This window comes from Staphylococcus pasteuri, from assembly GCF_030547725.1.
Taxonomy (GTDB): domain Bacteria; phylum Bacillota; class Bacilli; order Staphylococcales; family Staphylococcaceae; genus Staphylococcus; species Staphylococcus pasteuri.
The window spans coordinates 1-236 of the sequence record NZ_JAUOQO010000970.1; the positions used below are offsets into that span (position 1 = coordinate 1).

General features: G+C 60.6%; 1 protein-coding gene. It reads right to left on the bottom strand.

What is annotated here, in order from left to right; genetic code table 11:
- Nucleotides 1-236: hypothetical protein (locus Q4528_RS16065; RefSeq protein ID WP_303522762.1), on the bottom strand; the 236-nt coding region annotated here is incomplete at both ends.

Sequence of the window (236 nt, forward strand, 5' to 3'; positions counted from 1 at the left end):
GGGCCGCATCTGCCAATCATGCTCCGACAGCCGCCGGGCCTTGGCCAGAACCTGATCCGCAACATGGGCCATCATATCCGGCTGCGCCTGCCAGATCCCATGCAGAAACCCGTCCGGGTCCAGACGCGAAAGCCCCTCTTCCGCCAGGATCTGACGCGGAAAATCCTTGGCATTCAAGGTACAGATCATATCTGCCGACCCCGAAATCGCCGCAGCAAGCACATGCACGTCATTGC